General features: G+C 47.0%; 15 protein-coding genes. 14 read left to right on the top strand and 1 reads right to left on the bottom strand.

The window, feature by feature from the left end; translation table 11 throughout:
- Positions 1 to 15 precede the first annotated feature (15 nt).
- From BT112_RS11050 to BT112_RS11015, 8 genes are read left to right on the top strand one after another with little or no spacing between them, the layout of a single operon-like run.
- Positions 16 to 1,695, top strand: coding sequence for a DUF5018 domain-containing protein (locus BT112_RS11050; protein ID WP_072317440.1), 1,680 nt, complete (start codon positions 16 to 18; stop codon positions 1,693 to 1,695).
- Between the two features lie 48 nt (positions 1,696 to 1,743).
- Positions 1,744 to 3,105, top strand: a complete 1,362-nt coding sequence (locus BT112_RS11045; protein WP_072317439.1) for an alpha amylase family protein — start codon at positions 1,744 to 1,746, stop codon at positions 3,103 to 3,105.
- Positions 3,106 to 3,136: 31 nt separating this feature from the next.
- Positions 3,137 to 4,507 (top strand): alpha amylase family protein, encoded by a 1,371-nt coding sequence (locus BT112_RS11040; RefSeq protein ID WP_217652371.1) that lies wholly within the window; start codon positions 3,137 to 3,139, stop codon positions 4,505 to 4,507.
- A 2-nt stretch (positions 4,508 to 4,509) separates the two neighbouring features.
- A complete protein-coding gene (locus tag BT112_RS11035; protein ID WP_072317438.1) occupies positions 4,510 to 5,187 on the top strand; it encodes a GDSL-type esterase/lipase family protein in 678 nt (225 codons plus the stop codon).
- Positions 5,188 to 5,197: 10 nt separating this feature from the next.
- The gene (locus tag BT112_RS11030) at positions 5,198 to 5,881 is read left to right on the top strand and encodes a GDSL-type esterase/lipase family protein (protein WP_072317437.1); all 684 of its coding nucleotides are present in this window, start codon (positions 5,198 to 5,200) and stop codon (positions 5,879 to 5,881) included.
- Between the two features lie 36 nt (positions 5,882 to 5,917).
- Positions 5,918 to 7,114, top strand: a complete 1,197-nt coding sequence (locus BT112_RS11025; protein ID WP_072317436.1) for a n-acyl-d-glucosamine 2-epimerase — start codon at positions 5,918 to 5,920, stop codon at positions 7,112 to 7,114.
- The gene (locus tag BT112_RS11020) at positions 7,083 to 7,880 is read left to right on the top strand and encodes a glycerophosphodiester phosphodiesterase (protein WP_083564883.1); all 798 of its coding nucleotides are present in this window, start codon (positions 7,083 to 7,085) and stop codon (positions 7,878 to 7,880) included. Before BT112_RS11025 ends, BT112_RS11020 begins: the two co-directional genes overlap by 32 nt.
- A gap of 18 nt (positions 7,881 to 7,898) precedes the next feature.
- A complete protein-coding gene (locus tag BT112_RS11015) occupies positions 7,899 to 8,567 on the top strand; it encodes a GDSL-type esterase/lipase family protein (RefSeq protein ID WP_072317434.1) in 669 nt (222 codons plus the stop codon).
- A 387-nt stretch (positions 8,568 to 8,954) separates the two neighbouring features.
- Here the strand turns inward: BT112_RS11015 and BT112_RS11010 are convergent, their stop codons facing one another.
- Positions 8,955 to 10,175: an ROK family transcriptional regulator gene (locus BT112_RS11010; RefSeq protein ID WP_072317433.1), complete on the bottom strand. Its 1,221-nt coding sequence runs from the start codon at positions 10,173 to 10,175 to the stop codon at positions 8,955 to 8,957.
- 342 nt (positions 10,176 to 10,517) lie between these two features.
- Between BT112_RS11010 and BT112_RS11005 the strand changes: the two genes are divergently transcribed.
- The 6 genes from BT112_RS11005 to BT112_RS10980 all read left to right on the top strand — a co-directional run bounded on the left by BT112_RS11005 (position 10,518) and on the right by BT112_RS10980 (position 16,652).
- Positions 10,518 to 10,766 carry a DUF7218 family protein gene (locus BT112_RS11005; RefSeq protein WP_072317432.1) on the top strand — a complete coding sequence of 83 codons (249 nt, stop codon included), beginning with the start codon at positions 10,518 to 10,520 and terminating at the stop codon, positions 10,764 to 10,766.
- A 239-nt stretch (positions 10,767 to 11,005) separates the two neighbouring features.
- Positions 11,006 to 12,940, top strand: coding sequence for a glycoside hydrolase family 97 protein (locus tag BT112_RS11000; RefSeq protein WP_072317431.1), 1,935 nt, complete (start codon positions 11,006 to 11,008; stop codon positions 12,938 to 12,940).
- A 211-nt stretch (positions 12,941 to 13,151) separates the two neighbouring features.
- A complete protein-coding gene (fabF, locus tag BT112_RS10995; protein WP_072317430.1) occupies positions 13,152 to 14,396 on the top strand; it encodes a beta-ketoacyl-ACP synthase II in 1,245 nt (414 codons plus the stop codon).
- Between the two features lie 238 nt (positions 14,397 to 14,634).
- On the top strand, positions 14,635 to 15,978 hold the full coding sequence (locus BT112_RS10990; protein WP_072317429.1) for a 2TM domain-containing protein: 1,344 nt from the start codon (positions 14,635 to 14,637) through the stop codon (positions 15,976 to 15,978).
- 20 nt (positions 15,979 to 15,998) lie between these two features.
- On the top strand, positions 15,999 to 16,301 hold the full coding sequence (locus BT112_RS10985; protein ID WP_072317428.1) for a 2TM domain-containing protein: 303 nt from the start codon (positions 15,999 to 16,001) through the stop codon (positions 16,299 to 16,301).
- A gap of 30 nt (positions 16,302 to 16,331) precedes the next feature.
- Complete coding sequence (locus tag BT112_RS10980; protein WP_072317427.1) at positions 16,332 to 16,652, top strand: 2TM domain-containing protein; 321 nt, start codon at positions 16,332 to 16,334, stop codon at positions 16,650 to 16,652.
- Positions 16,653 to 16,667 lie beyond the last annotated feature (15 nt).

Here is a 16,667-nt window from a genome sequence, read left to right as displayed (position 1 = left end):
AAAAATTTTAAACACATGAAAATATTCAACATAAATTTTAAGTTAGCGGTTCTTGTACTCCTGGTGAGTTACGGGTGTCAGGACCCCGACGAACTTCTCCCTTCCGTATCCAGGCAGGGACTGAACAGTATTACGGCCAATTTCGAGGATGGCCGTGGCGAATTTATCGGTTATCTCGATACCGGGACCGATCGGATCGTCATACCCGTTCCGTATTACTTTCCTGTAAACAGTACGCTGGAAGTCACCCCCGATATGCTGTCGCGGATGCGGGTCAATGCCAACCTGGACGACAACGTAACGGTCGAACCCAACCTATTGTATATGGACCTCACCACGGAAAATACCATTACGGTCACCGATCAGCGCAAGCAGGTGAGACAATACACCGTAGTCGGAGAGATCCGTAAGAGTTCCGAAGCATTTATCGAAGATTTTTCGCTGCCTTCCCTCGGACTTTCCGGGGTGGTCAACGAAGATACCAGGACTATAAGTATAATCTCTGTCGGAGAAATCGAACCCGCAAAAGCCGAGTACAGGCTTTCTGCCCATGCCACCATAGATCCCGATCCGGCCGCAGAAGCCCTGGATTATAACGAAGGTGTAGAACTTACGGTAACGGCACACGACGGTACACAAAATGTGTACACGGTACAAAAAGCAGTACCCGGAAAATTGCCTTACGGTATCCGTGCCGGTAGCGGCCGGATCATGTTTGCCAAACAATTGAAGAGCGACCTCGGTATCACCGTCGATAACCTCACCGGGGGTATTGCCGCTACGGGCGAATACGTGGTGATCAATACCCGCAACTACGAAAGCGTGGTTATCGATGCCAAAACCGGGGAACGCGTCACCAGTTTCAGTCTGGGTTCCGTACAGGGTAGCCTGACCAATTTTTACAGTACCGCAGATGCCTCCGGTACCATACTGGTAAACAATCTGGCACCCAACGACGGTAGCTTTAAAGTATGGAAACTCACTTCTATAGCATCTGCTCCCGAACTGATGATCGAATGGGACGGCGGGGTGGCCATAGGACGTAAACTTTCCGTACAGGGTAGCCTGGATGCCGATGCAGTGATCACAGCGCCTATCTTCGGAAGCCCGAGCCGTAGTTTTGCCCGCTGGGTGGTCTCCGGAGGAGTACTGACCTCTCAGGTGCCGGACATCATAGCGGTCGGAGGATTGCCCAAGGGCTGGACAACAAATGCCGATGTGATCTCGACCTCGGCCACCAACCCGATGAGCGATTATTTCGTAGCCTCGTATTCCGATAACCAGTTTGCCTGGGTAAACGGCCAGAGCAATACGGTAAGACAGATGCTCGATCCGCTGAGCACCAATTACATTCAGAATGCCGTGGATTATATAGAATTCAACAATGCCTCTTTTGCAGCCATAAACTGGATCAACAGCTTTAACTGGGGATCTGCCGATATGGTGTGGTTACTCGATGTAAGTTCTCCGGCAACATTCAGTGGTGACCTGTCTGCAGGATCCGTACCTGCCGTACAATGGGCCAGTGAACCTAATGTCTATGGTGGAAAATCCGTTTCGCCGCCTGTTGTCAATGGTAACGGAACAGGAGACGTCGCTTTGACCGTTTCGGAAAACGGTTATTACCTCTATCTCTATTTTATGTTTACCAACGGGTACGTAGTAGGGGTACAGTTTGATGCTATTGATATGTAAAATACCGGCGGGAGGAATTGTTCCTCCCGCTTCAATACTTCTTAAAAGATGAAACACTATATAAAAAATATATTCGGATTCGCATGCGTAGTCCTTTTAATGGCCTGCAATGACGATTATAACGGGCTTCGTCACTGGCCGGAGGAAGAACAGGACAGTACAGCACAAAAGCCCGTAGTGCTGTGGATAGACGCTGCAGCTAATTTCCCGGATTTCGCGAACGATCGCAGCAAGATTGTACGCGACCTGACCAAGGCCAAAGAAACCGGCTTTACCGATGTGGTCGTCGATGTCAGGGGAACCACCGGGGATGTTCTTTTCCAGAGCAGTGTAGCCCCGCAGGCCACCTTTATGGGAGCCTGGGTAGGCGGAAGTTTTCAACGTATAGAACGCACGGCCACCTGGGATTATCTGCAGGCTTTTATAGATGAAGGACATGAACTGGGGCTCCGGGTATATGCCTCTATAAATACCATGGTCGGAGGGCAGGTATCCGGTATCGGTAAAAACGGAATGCTGTTCAGCGATGAGAGCAAGCGCGACTGGGCCTCGATGGAGCTTACCGCCAACGGTATCATGAATACCCTGGATATCAATGATAACGGCGCCCGGTTTTTTAACCCCCTTCATCCCGGGGCACAGCAGTTTCTCTTTGATATGCTGAAAGACCTTGCAGCCTATTCCGACCTGGACGGTATTATCCTCGACAGGGGCCGTTACGATAACCTGGGAAGTGATTTTTCTGATCTGAGCAGGGAAAAATTCGAGGAATTCCTCGGGACCAATGTGACTAACTGGCCGGAAGATGTGGTGACGACCGAAATGGCAGTCTCCGGGAGCCTTCCGCAGGAGTTACCGTTGTATTTCCAGGATTGGCTGGCATTCCGGGCAAAAGTCATTCACGATTTTATGGAAAAAGCCCGGGAAATCGTGAAAGGCATCAACCCGGAAACCGATTTCGGGGTGTATGTAGGTGCCTGGTATTCTTCCTACTACGGGACAGGAGCCAACTGGGCAAGTCCGGATTACAAAGCCTCGCAGGATTACCGGTGGGCCAACGACCGATTTAATGCCACAGGTTATGCCGATCACATGGATATCATTCTTATGGGGTCTTATGCGTCCCCCGACCGTATATACGGAACCGGCGAATGGACCGTACAGGGATTTACGCTCAAAGCCAAGGAAAAGATCAAAGGTGATGCACTGGTTATCGGCGGACCGGATATCGGTAACGGTAACTGGGCCACCACAGCTCCCGATGTGGTAAACCGTGCTATTGTAGAAAGTGTGGATGCAGCCTATTATGCAGGTGATGGCTATTTCCTCTTCGATATGATCCACCTTAAAAATAAAGACCAGTGGCAATACGTGAAAGAGGGACTGGACAATTTGGAAGACAACAATTAAAACCGAAAACAAACACGAAAATCTAAAGATAATGCTATTGCAACGATCTATGCTAAAGCCATTGATACTGGCAGTCGCCCTGGTTATCGCCGGGTGCAAATCGGAGCCGAACCGGGAAAAGCCCGCGGAGGGAAAAACCACAGAACAGTCTTCGAAAGAAAAGAAGATTATCTATATCGATGCCACGGCCAACTTCGGGCGTTTTACACACAAAGACTCCGTAGACTATTACGTGAGGAAAGTCCATGACATCGGGATTACCGACCTCGTTGTAGATGTAAAGCCCATTACCGGGGAAGTATTGTATCCCAGTAAGATCGCTCCCGTGATGACAACATGGGAAAAAGACGACAGGGAAAAAGACAGCTCCTGGGATATGCTGGAACGGTTTATCGAAAAAGGACATGAACTGGGGATACAAGTACATGTGTCTACGAATATATTCTCCGGCGGACATAATTATTTTGACAGGGGACTGATCTATGCCGAACCGGATAAGAAACATTGGCAGACCACCAGCTATCTGCCGGAAGGGTTGACCCCGATCTCGGCGCAGAAAAACAAGTTTTCCACCATGCTCAACCCGGCCTTACCCGAAGTGCAGGACTACGAGCTGTCCGTGTTGAAAGAACTGGTATCGATGTACCCGGAGCTGGACGGTATTGTGCTGGACAGGGTGAGATATGACGGGATTACCGCAGATTTCTCAGACGCGAGCAGGAAACTGTTTGAAGACTATATCGGGGAGCAGGTTGCCGATTTTCCGGCGGATATTTATGCGTATGACGCACAGGGACGCCGTACTCCCGGAACATGGTATAAAAAATGGCTGGAGTGGCGGTCCGGTGTGATCCACGATTTTATGTATAAGGCCCACGATGCGCTGAAAGCTATAAATCCCGGTCTTATTTTCGGAGATTATACCGGGTCCTGGTATCCTACATATTACGAAGTAGGAGTCAACTGGGCCAGTAAAGATTACGATCCGTCCGAAGACTACGAATGGGCCACCCCTGCATACAAGAATACGGGGTATGCCGAAGTACTGGACATGTTCCTTACCGGCAACTATTTTTATGAAGTGTACCGCAAAGAGGTGGAGCAGATCGATACGACCAAAGTAAACCGTTCGGAAGCCGGGCAAAGCAAATCCAAAGCGTACTGGTACACCGTAGAAGGTTCGGCCGACCTGGTGAATAAGGTGGTTATGGATAAAGCTCCCGTGTATGCCGGAGTCTATGTAGAGCAATATAAGGATAACGAAGAACAGTTTGTGGCGGCACTTAAAATGTGCCGTAAAAAGAGTAAAGGTGTTATGATCTTTGACATCGTTCATATCATCGATAAAAACTGGTGGAAGGCTCTGGAAAAGGGGCTTAACGAAGATTTGAAAGCAGAATAGCAATGAAAATAAAATCAGTATTTCTCCTCTGTGTGTGTTGTTTCGTGATTGGGTCCGTAAGGGCCCAGTCCGAAATAGATTCTTCTTATGCCAACGGGTATTACGTAAAAAAGATGGAAGAGTTTCATAAGCAACCCCCGGTGAAAGGCGGATGGGTTTTTATAGGAAACAGTATTACCGAGGCCGGACATTGGGATAAGCGTTGGACACAATACCGGGCCATCGACCGCGGGATCAGCGGGGATAATTCGTTCGGGGTCAAAAACAGGATCGAAGAGGCCCTGCGGCATCAACCCGAAAAAGTGATGGTGATGATCGGGGTCAATGATCTCAAACGCGGTACCCCGGTAAAAGCTATCAAAAAGAATTACGAAGCCATCGTAAAGCAATTGTACCGAAATCCCGGTAAACCCGAAGTGTACCTGCAGAGCGTACTGCCCGTACAGCCCGTGGGAATTGCGGATATCTACAAGCGTATCCGTAATAAAGACGTGCGAGAGTTAAACAAATACCTGAAAAAACTGGCCCGCAGGTATGCGATGCATTACGTGGATCTCTATACGGTTTTTGCAGACGACCGTAAGTCCTTGCGGGAAGGACTCGATACCGATAAGCTTCACCTGAGTGAAAGAGGATATGAGTTATGGGAAGAAACACTACACAAAGCGATGAACCAATAGCCCCCGGACAATGAAGACAAAAAAAATATTAGCAATATCCTGCCTGGTCTGGAGTATGGGAACCGGTTGGTGTACAGCCCAGGAGATCGACAGTACTTACGCCAATAGTTATTACCAGCAGCGTATGCGGCTGTTTGCTACACTGCCCGAAAGCAAAGGCGGTATTGTTTTTCTGGGAAACAGTATTACCGAAAGAGGACACTGGAATGAACTACTGCCGGGTAAACGTATTAAGAACAGGGGAATAGGTGGCGATAATACCTTCGGTATGCTGGCCCGGCTTTCCGATATCACGGCCCAAAAACCCGCGAAGCTGTTTTTTCTCGGAGGGATCAACGATATGGCACGTAACCTGCCTGTTACCGTAGTGATCGGTAACTATAAACGTATTATTGAGCAAATCCGTAAAGAAAGTCCGAAAACCAGGATATATATTCAAAGTGTACTCCCCATTAACGAAGCATTGCTTACCGCACCTTATTTTAAAGGAAAAAGCCATCTGATCCCGGAGCTCAACAAAGGGCTCAGGCAATTGGCCCTGATCTATAAAATACCCTATATAGATCTCTATCATGATCTTTTTACCGATGAGGAAGGAGCCCTTAAAGAGGCGTGGACCCCGGACGGAGTGCATCTGCATCCGGAAGCGTATGTGGCCTGGGTGGATTATCTGAAAAAACAGGGAGCTTTATAAGTCGTCCTTTTAAACAAATCTTTTACGACCTTGATTATGCAATCGACTTCAGAATTATATAAGAAGGAATTATTTGAAAATGTTATTCCCTTTTGGGAAAAATACAGTATAGATAACGAGTATGGCGGGTATTTCAGTTGTCTTTCCCGGAACGGGAAAGTGTTCGATACCGATAAATTTATGTGGCTTCAGGCCCGGGAAATATGGATGTTTGCACATCTGTACCATCGTTTTGAACCTGTAGCCGCCTGGAAAAAAACAGCGATACACGGTGCGGATTTTTTAGAAAAGCACGGCAGGGATGCCGAAGGAAACTGGTTTTTCAGCCTGGACAGAGCAGGTAACCCGCTGGTGCAGCCTTATAATATATTCTCCGACTGTTTTGCCGCTATGGCCTTTGCAGCACTTTATAAAATAGAACCGGAAGAGCGGTATAAGCGTATTGCCGTAGACACGTTCAGGAATATTCTGAAACGTCAGGACCATCCCAAGGGAAAATGGGAAAAGAACATTCCGGGAGGAAGAGCGTTGCGCAATTTTTCACTGCCCATGATACTGAGTAATATCAGCCTGGAAATGGAGGCCCTGATGCCACCGGGTGAAGTGGAAAGGCTTATCGATGAGGTCATTCGTCAGGTGATGGAGGAGTTCTACCATGAAGGTCATGGGCTGCTGTTTGAAAACATACAGAAAAACGGGGAACTCAGCGATACTTTCGAGGGGAGACTTATCAATCCCGGTCACGGGCTGGAGGCCATGTGGTTTATTATGGACCTCGGGCTCCGAAAGAAGGATTCGGCCCTGATAGAGAAGGCTGTTTCCATTGCTTTGGAAACCATAGCATACGGCTGGGACAAAGAATACGGAGGGATCTTTTATTTTCTGGATGTGGACGGAAAACCGTGTCAGCAACTGGAATGGGATCAGAAACTGTGGTGGGTCCATCTGGAAGCTATGGTTTGTATGATCAAAGCATACGAACTCACAGGGAATACAAAGGCCAAAGAATGGTTCGATAAACTTCACGATTACTGCTGGGACCGTTTCCGCGATCCGGAGTACGGGGAGTGGTTCGGATATCTGAATCGTCAGGGACTTCCGCATCTCGATCTCAAGGGCGGGAAGTGGAAAGGGTGTTTCCACGTTCCGCGGGCCTTATTCTGCATATATAATTCTCTGGTAAATATTGAAAAGAAAAAATATGTATCCAAAAATATCAAACAGGCGCTGTAAGCAGCTAATAGTGCTGTGCGGTTGTCTGCTCTGTAGCGTAACCTTGGGAGCACAGACCATCATTGCGCATCGGGGAGCTTCTGCCCGGGCCCCGGAAAATACCGTGGCTGCCGTAAAACTGGGATTTGCCCTCGGGGCAGATGCCGTAGAGATCGACATACACCGGAGTGCCGATAACAAACTGATGGTTATACACGACCACACTTCGGAAAGAACTACCGGTGTCAACTACACGGTAAGCGGCACAAAAGCCCGCGACTTACGTAAACTCGATGCAGGTTCCTGGAAAGGCGAGCAGTTCAAAGGGGAACGCATTCCCTTTTTAAAGGAAGTTATCCGTGCGGTTCCCCGGGAGAAAACGCTGGTTATCGAACTGAAAACAGGACCGGAGGTCCTGCCGTTCCTGGAAAAAGATATCCGTAAATACGGCAAAGGGAAAAACCTGGTGCTTATCAGTTTTTACGAGAGGACAATCGTAGCAGCCAAAGCCGTGTTTCCCGATATACCGGCATATTGGCTGATCGGAAATTTGAGTACCCATACCCCGGAGACATTGATTGCCCTGGCGAAAAAGAATAACCTGGATGGCCTCAACATGAATTACAGGCTTATATCGGCAGCCATAGCAGAAAAAGTACATCATTCCGGATTAAAGCTGTTGGCCTATACGGTAAACGATCCGGAAGAAGCCAAAAAACTGAAGCTGCTGAAGGTAGATGCCATCACCACAGATATACCGGAAACCATTCTAATGCAACTCAAGTAAATAAAAAAATCACCGTTTATGAAATATCAATACACTATAGTATGCCTGTTGTTCTACGTCATTACTTCATACGGGCAGAAACCGGATAATCCCGGGTTGTTCCGCAACGAAATAGAAGCCTTCCGGAACGCAGATTCCGTAACGGTCCCCGAACCCGGGCTGATCGTTTTTACCGGGAGTTCCTCGATACGGGGATGGCACGAACTCGATACCTATTTTCCGGAACGCAGGGTGATTAACCGCGGGTTCGGAGGCTCCAGATTGTCCGATGCCCTGTATTATTTTGATGATATTGTTACCCCATATCAGCCCGGCCAGGTCGTCCTGTACTCCGGGGAAAACGATATCGCGGCGGGAAAGTCTCCGCGTACCGTAAAACGATTGTTCAAGGCTTTTTACAAACGCTTTACCAATGAATTTCCGGATACTCCCCTGATCTATGTATCCATAAAACCGAGTATTGCCCGGTGGGCTATGTTTGAGGATATGCAAAAAGCCAATACGATGATCCGCCGGTATATCCGCCGAAAAAAACATGTGGACTATGTGGATGTGGTCCCCGGAATGCTGGATGAAAACGGTAAGCCCCTTCCGGAAATATTTCTCGGCGACGGTCTGCACATGAACCCTTCGGGCTATGCGATCTGGAAAAAGGAGCTCCTGCCTTTACTTATCCGCAATAAATAGTAGGACTATATAAAAAAATCTCTGTGAGTCACCGACGGTCGAAGAGGAGAGTAGTTTTCCCGCGGGGTTATACGCTTAGCAGGAGATAGATGGCTGTTCCTGTCTGATGAGACCTCTGTCGTACTTATGGCAGGGTTTGCCATGCCGCCTATTTATGAAACCCGCTGTGCATTATGAATAAAAATCGTTGTTTACCTCATGGTGGGCATGGTCGAAACATCTCCTGCTGTCCGTAAAGATCCTTCGACAGGGCTCTGGATGACATCTTTCAAACTATAATGCACGACGGGTTTATGAAGTTTGATATACAGCGGAAAGCAGTGGCTGCATGCCCTCCTATAGACAGCCTTTCTGTGGACCCGGGCTGAACGGTAGGTCAACCCCGCTTTACGAAATGGATAAGAGCCGGTTACGGACGAGCAGGCAGGAGCCGATAACCCCGACCTTATTTCCGAGTTTGGATATTTTAATAGCCGTATCACTGTTCACACGACTCAGCGAATATTTGTTGATCGCGCTGAGGATAGGAAGGCGCAGATAGTCGCCGGTTTCGGCAAGTGCACCGCCGAGGATCACCAGTTCCGGATTGAATATATTAATGAGTATGGAGATCGCCTTCCCGAGATGACTCCCCACTTTGGCGACCAGTTCGATAGCCAGGACATCATCGTTCAGGGCCGCTTTAATGATATTCTCCAGGATAATGGGCGTACCCGCCTCATTGTCCAGGGCAGTCGTCGTCCCGTTTTGTATTTCTTTCTTGAACATTTCTACAAGTGCCCATCCGGAGGCTTCGGTTTCCAGGCAGCCTTTTTTGCCACAATTACAGATAATATCATTGTCAAACAAAGGAATATGCCCGAATTCCCCGGCAAACCCCGATTTGCCGTAATAAATCTCCTGGTCGATCATGATCCCCATACCGAGTCCGTAATCCAGGTTGAGGAACAGCACATTTTTTTCATCTTTAACAATACCGTGCGTGAATTCACCATAAGCCATGGCCCTCGAATCGTTTTCGAGATAGACGGGGATCCCGATATAATTTTCGATGATCTTACTCAAAGGATCTTCCTGGAAATTAAAGAAACTATAGCTGTATCCCGTAGCGTAATTGACCCTTCCGGAAAGGTTGATACCTATACCGAGTATTTTTTCACGGGGGATCGGAAGCTTACCGATAAAACGGGAGATAATCGTACACAGTTCGTCAAGGGAAGCCTTATCATTACTGAGTTCGTAAGGATGGTTTTCGGTGATCTTTATAATGTTGTTCTGAAAGTCCATAATCCCCAGGTTGAGGTAGTTTTTCTTCACATCGATACCGAGAAAAAAACCGGACTCCGGTTCCAGTCCGTATATGCTGGGACGCCTGCCACCATTGGATGTAATTTTGCCATTATCCCGGACCAGGCCGTCTTCGATAAGGTCGTTAATAATATTGGTGACTTTGGGAACGCTGAGGTTCAGTTCTTTGCTGAGGTCCGGAATGGTCACATTTTTATTCCTGGATAAAAAAGATATGATCGACTTTTTAAGATTCAGGTTTTTGTAAGCTACTCCGCTGTCGATTCCGCTGTTTAGTTCCTCAAAGAAAGATTTTCGCATTTGAATAAGTATGTTAGATTAGGCTTGCTGTAAGTTGGGTCATGGATTTACTCATGGCATGAGATTTTAAATGGCTGACAACCGCCTGCCAGATCAATGTAATAAAAATTAAAATTTTTATAAATTACGAAGTTAAGGGTTATTAATAAAAAAAATTAACAAATCCCGATTTTTTTTGTTTCTCATATAGTTTTTAAAAGGAGAGTTATGCCCGGTTTGATGATTATATGTCACAAGATCTTACATGGAGGAGTACGATAAAGTTTTCTTAAACAGCGATTCGGACATGGCCGGGCGGGTGTTTTTTCTTAAATTAAGTGGTGAATCGTAAAAAACAATATCATGACAAGAGATCACGGCCCCCAGATTAAAGACGACGAGAAATATGAAAAACTTCGTGAAGAAGGAATGAGTAAATCCAAAGCTGCACGTATTGCCAATACGCCTGATTCCGGAAAAAAAGGAGGTGAAGCTTCTCCGTATGAGGAGAGGACCAAAGAGGAGTTGTACGGGCAGGCCAAAAAAATAGGTATAGAAGGACGGAGTAAAATGAACAAAAAGGAACTCATCAAAGCACTCCGGAAATCCTGATGGTATTTCTGCTTTATGCTTCGCTTCTCCCGGTTACACCCGATTCTACAGTTGCAACCGCCGGAAATATACCCTCTACGGATATTATGTAACATAACGCAGCAGATATGTAACGGCAGGGACAACGGTTTTGTGCCGGAAATAGTACTATTGCAGATTCAGGGGGCAGGTCCCCGTCTTGTATATACATACTAAAATTTCCGGATTTTTCCGATACTAACCTGATATATCAATATACGATGAGAATATTTACTGTTTTCTGTTGCCTGCTGTTATGGTCGGTAAATTGTAGGGCTAATGAAGTTATAGTTTCCAGCCCGGACGGGCAGGTCAGGGTAAAGCTGACCATAATCGATGGAGAAGCGTTTTACGGGGTTATCTACAAAGATCGGGTATTCCTGGAAAATTCCCCCTTGGGACTGGTAACCAATGAAGGTGATTTTACTTCCGGGTTACGTTATATTTCTTCTGCAACAGGGGAGATAAAAGACACGTACCGGCAGGACAGGATCAAAAAATCGGAGGTGACTTATGAGGCCAATACACTGCGGTTTACCATGCAGAATAAGGCGGGCAGGGAATTGTCTGTGGTTTTCCGGGTGAGTGCCAATGATATAGCTTTTCGCTATGAACTTCCTGCCTGGGAAAGCACCAGGGTCTGTGTGATAGAAAAAGAGACCACAGGCTTCAGGTTTCCTGCGGAGACGACAACCTTTCTGTCATCGATGATGACATCCATGACGGGATTCGGCAGAACAGCCCCGAGCTATGAAAGCGGTTATGCCCCGGATGCTCCGATGGAACAAAATACTTCTGCTACGGGATACGTATTTCCAGGGCTTTTTCGTATGGGCGACCGCGGATGGGCCCTGGTTTCGGAGACCGGGGTACGTAGTCTGTATCCGGCATCACACCTCAGTGCTTACCAGGACGGGGTATACACCGTAGATTATCCTACGTCCGATCAGAACAATGGTTTCGGAAGTACCGGGGCACAGTTAGGACTTCCCGGAGAAACGCCCTGGAGAACCATAACACTCGGAGAAACTCTTAAACCTATCGTGGAGACAACCATACCTTTTGATGTCGTAGAGCCCCTTTACGAGCCTTCCAGAGACTATAAGTACGGGCGGGGCACATGGAGCTGGATAATATGGCAGGATGCCAGCATGAATTACGACGATCAGGTAAAATATATAGATCTTGCCGCCGCTATGAATTTCGAATATATTCTCATCGATGCCTGGTGGGATCGCGATATCGGCTATGACTATATGAAAAAACTCATCAACTATGCCGCATCCAAAGGCGTGGGAGTCTTTTTGTGGTACAATTCCAACGGAACCTTCAACGATGCCCCGCAAACTCCCATGAATAAGATGAATACTTCCATAGCCCGGAAAAAGGAAATGAAGTGGCTGAAAGAAGCCGGGGTGAAAGGGCTTAAAGTAGATTTTTTCGGCGGAGACAAACAAGAGACCATGCGGTTGTACGAAGATATCCTCTCCGATGCCAACGATTACGGACTTATGATCATTTTTCACGGAAGTACCCTTCCCCGGGGTTGGGAGCGGATGTATCCCAATTTCGTAGGTAGCGAAGCCGTACTGGCTTCCGAAATGCTTGTCTTTGTGCAGGACACCCGGGAGAAGGAGGCTTTTTATGCATCCCTTCACCCTTTTATCCGAAACACTGTGGGCAGTATGGAATTTGGGGGTGTGATGCTGAACGATTATCTCAACAGGGGAAATGAAAAGGGACAGAAACGCCTGACTACGGACGGGTTCCAATTGGCTACCAGTGTACTTTTCCAGAACCCGGTACAGATGTTTGCCCTGACACCGGATAATCTTACCGGTGTCCCGGATTTTGAGCTCGATTTTCTGAAAGGTGTACCTGTCACATGGGACGACACGGTTTTTATTGACGGTTATCCCGGGAAATACAGCATCATAGCCCGCCGGCATGATAAAAAATGGTATGTAGCGGGGGTGAATGCCGAAGATAAAGCCAAAAAACTCACCCTGAACCTGCCTATGCTGGCCGGTAAAAAGGTGACCCTCTATAACGATTCCAAAAATCGGGAGACCTACCGTAAAGAAGTTAAAGTTTCCGAAAAAGGCGAATTGCAGGTTACTGTGCAATCCAAAGGTGGCTTTGTAATCGCGTTGTAAAAAACGCGTTTTTTTATGGCTCTGCCATACCGGTCCGGAGCGGAAAACACGTCCTTTGAATACAGATTCTCCGGAATATATCCTGGCCGGATAGTATCCTTTTCCGGTCACGGTTCTTTACATTTATATGTACCTTTTTGCTGTAGAGGTGCAAAAGTTACGCCCGGAGCCATTACCTTTGCGCGGTAAATGTAAGGAAACAGTAATAAACATGACAAGAGTTGTTGTTACGGGACTGGGGGCTGTTACACCTTTGGGAAACACCGTAAAAGAATTTTGGGAAAACAGTATTGCCGGAAAAAGCGGAGCTGCGAAGATCACCCGTTTTGATGCTTCTGCGTTTAAAACACAGATAGCCTGTGAGGTGAAAGAATTTACCCCCGGGAACTACCTGGACAGGAACGAGATTAAGAGGAGCGATCTGTTTACACAATACGGTCTTTACTCGGCGGCACAGGCCTGGGAGGATTCCGGCTTACAGATCGATGCGATGGACCCTTTTGATGTCGGTGTCATCTGGGGAAGCGGACAGGGAGGTATGGAAACCTTTGAAGGTGAAGTGGAAAATTATGTAAAAGGAGACCAGCAACCGCGCTTTAACCCGTTTTTTATCCCGAAATTCCTCGTAAATATGCCTTCCGGAATGATTTCCATGAAGTTTGGGCTTATGGGGATCAGTTATACGCCGGTTTCTGCCTGTGCGACGGGGAATACGGCCATCATGGATGCGTATAATTACATCAGGCTGGGAAAAGCCAAAGCCTTTATTACCGGAGGTTCGGAAGCGGGGATCACCCCGGCATCCATAGGCGGATTTGCAGCTTTAAAAGCCATGTCCAGGCGTAATGATGACCCCAAGAGGGCAAGCCGCCCTTTTGATAAAGACCGTGACGGATTCCTGATGGGAGAAGGAGCAGGGGCCCTGGTACTCGAAGAATATGAACACGCAAAGCAAAGGGGAGCAAAGATCTATGCCGAAGTTGTAGGTACGGCCATGACTGCCGATGCCTATCATATGACATCACCGCATCCGGAAGGTATAGCGGCTGCAAGGTCCATGCAGCTTACCATGAAAGAAGCCGGAATATCGCCGGATGAAGTAGACTATCTCAATGTGCATGCCACATCCACAGGCCTGGGGGATATCGCAGAATTGAGCGCTGTGGAAAAAGCTTTCGGAAACGCAAAAAACCTTCATATCAGTGGTACAAAATCCATGACAGGACATTTGTTGGGAGCCGCCGCCGCCATAGAGGCGATATTGTGTATACAGACGATCAATCACGGTATTATCCCGCCTACGATCAACGTAGAAAACCTGGATGAAGCCATCCCCCCCAATCTCCGGATCGTGACCAATACCGCATTGAAAAAAGAAGTAAAAATAGCGATGAGTAATGCTTTTGGTTTCGGAGGACACAACTCTACCGTGCTGTTCAGAGCATTCAATTCGTAAAAAAATATCCCCGGATATCCCGGGTAAAAAACAGTAAAGGTTGCCCCGTGGGGCGACCTTTTTTGTATAAAAGTTTTTTCATACTTCGGTAAGGTACAATTCATCCGTACATTTATACAATTCGGATATAAGTTTTTTGAAGACCGCATCCGATACCTGAAATTTGCGCATAGATTACAGAGATATCCGGAAAATTGTAATTTTAGTACACGGAGACAGAAACACCAAATAATAACGAATGAAAGCATATTTACGACTGGTAGTTACAGGAGCGCTGATTAGTGCCATACTTTTTTTAATGGATCAGACCTACAGGTTACTGTCCGGCTTCTCTACCGCTTTCCAGGGTAACATGCTGTTGTCATACGGGTATTACGCCCTGTACGGTATACCGCTTACGTTTGTCAATGCCTACCTGGTAAAATACATCAGGGAATACTATGCCAAAAGACAAAAGGGCTATAATTTTTCCGTAGGACTGATCAGTACACTGGTCGTTACGCTGCCTTGCATTTTTATACTACGGGTCATTCACCGGATGTATTTTGACAAGGCCGACCTGAACACTTTTCTGAGGACGGAAAATATGGGGTTTTATTTCGGGGTTACGGTGATTACCTTATTGATATCCCTGTTTTTCCACGCCTTTCATTTTTACCGGACCTCTCAGGAAAAAAGGGTAAAGGAACAGAAAATTCTTGCAGGCACCGCTTCGGCGCAGTTTGATGCGCTCAAAAACCAGCTCGACCCGCATTTTCTGTTTAACAGTCTGAATGTATTGACCAGCCTGATCGATGAAAAACCGGAATCTGCGCAGAAATTCACCACATCGCTTTCCAAGATCTATCGCTATGTACTGGAACAGAAAAACAAGGAACTGGTATCGGTTGATGAAGAACTGCAATTTGCCCGGGTCTATGTGGGGCTGCTGAAAATGAGATTCGAGGAAAGTATAGCGTTTGATATTCCGGAAAAGGCCTCAAATCCGGAAGCAAAGGTCGTACCGTTATCCCTGCAGTTATTGCTGGAAAATGCGGTGAAGCACAATACGGTGACTGCAAAAAATCCGTTGCACATCCGTATTTACGAAGAAGGTGGCGACCTGGTGGTGCGCAATAACATACAGACCAAACAAGTGGTCCGCAAAGGCAGTGGGGTGGGACTGGCCAATATAAGCCAGCGATATGATCTGCTGACCGAACGAAAGGTACGTATTGCCGAGACGGATGTATATTTTGAAGTGAAAATACCGATGTTAACCAAACAAATAGAAATTATGAAAACTGTTAATGAAACGATGGACGACCGGTACCTGGCCGCCAAGAAACGGGTGGACGATCTCAAGGAGTTCTACTGGAACCTGATGTCGTACTGTATTGTGATCCCTTTTCTGATATTTATCAATTACAGAACCTCTTGGGGCTTTCAATGGTTCTGGTTCCCTGCTTTCGGATGGGGGATAGGGCTGGCTTTTCATGCGGCACGGGTCTTCCTGGACCAGGGATTTTTTGGGAGGAGCTGGGAACAACGCAAGATCCGTAAATACATGAGCGAGGACGAAGGAACAACGAAATGGCATTAATCGGTAAATAAGAATAGATCATGCAAAAATCTGATACCGAAGAAGAAAGATATCTCAGGGCCAAGAAACGGCTGGAACGCGAAAAAGAATTCTACAGGCACCTGTTCTTTTATATCCTGGTTAACCTGTTGCTGTTTATTATTAATATCTGGACATCCAGATGGTACCTCTGGTGTTTGTTTCCCGCTATAGGATGGGGCGTAGGGCTGGCTTTCCACGCAGCGGATGTCTTTCTGATCAAAGGTTTTTTCGGGACGCAATGGGAGAAACGGAAAATAGAGGAATATATGCAGGCAGAGGAGGACAAGCAACGCTGGGAATAATATATTAATAACTAATCGGAGCATCGAATTATGGAAACGTATACAAAAGAGGAAAAATACCTCCGGGCGCGGAAGCGGCTGGAGAAGGAAAAAAGTTTTTACAAACATTTGTTCTGGTATGCCGTGGTTAATATCTTCCTGCTGGTTATGATCTGGCTGGAAACCGAAAAGAAAGGAGAGGACTTCTGGAATTTCGGAACATTTTCCACCGCTGTTTTCTGGGGGCTTGGAGTCGTCGTGCATGGGGCTTCCGTATTTATTCCTGATTTATTTTTGGGAAAAGAATGGGAGAAGAGGCAGATAGCACGTTTTATGAGAAAGCAAGAACAGCAGGAGAAACGCTGGGAATAATTATAGAGTATATTC

The sequence above is a fragment of the Sinomicrobium oceani genome (assembly GCF_900119185.1).
Classification (GTDB): Bacteria; Bacteroidota; Bacteroidia; order Flavobacteriales; family Flavobacteriaceae; genus Sinomicrobium; species Sinomicrobium oceani.
The sequence above is the reverse complement of the archived record's forward strand: the minus strand, read 5'-3'. Positions and strand labels throughout refer to the sequence as shown.